This is a genomic window from Jeotgalibacillus sp. ET6 (assembly GCF_029667115.1).
In the GTDB taxonomy this organism is placed as follows: domain Bacteria; phylum Bacillota; class Bacilli; order Bacillales; family Jeotgalibacillaceae; genus Jeotgalibacillus.
Genome location: NZ_JARUIU010000272.1, coordinates 1 through 240, shown reverse-complemented (window position 1 = coordinate 240; position 240 = coordinate 1). Strand labels below are relative to the sequence as shown.

At 30.0% G+C, this 240-nt stretch carries 1 pseudogene; it reads left to right on the top strand.

Going from position 1 to position 240, the window contains the following annotated elements:
• Nucleotides 1-240, top strand: a pseudogene (locus tag P6709_RS20285) (hypothetical protein); the annotation flags it as partial.

Genomic DNA, 240 nt, shown 5'->3' with positions numbered 1-240 from the left:
AACATCGCGAAAAAATTGCAGGAAAAAAATTATAAAATAATCGAAGGCGAATTTAAAAATAATGACTTAGTAAAAAAATTATTTTTATCTGATAGTGTACTTAAATATATCGCGACTAAAGCGTGCAGAATGTCAATTATGATTGGAGTCACTTTGGATAAAGTAAAGATGGAAAAAATATTAAGTGATATGGCTAAAATTTTATCGCCATGGAATTGCCCACATGGAAGACCCACTATG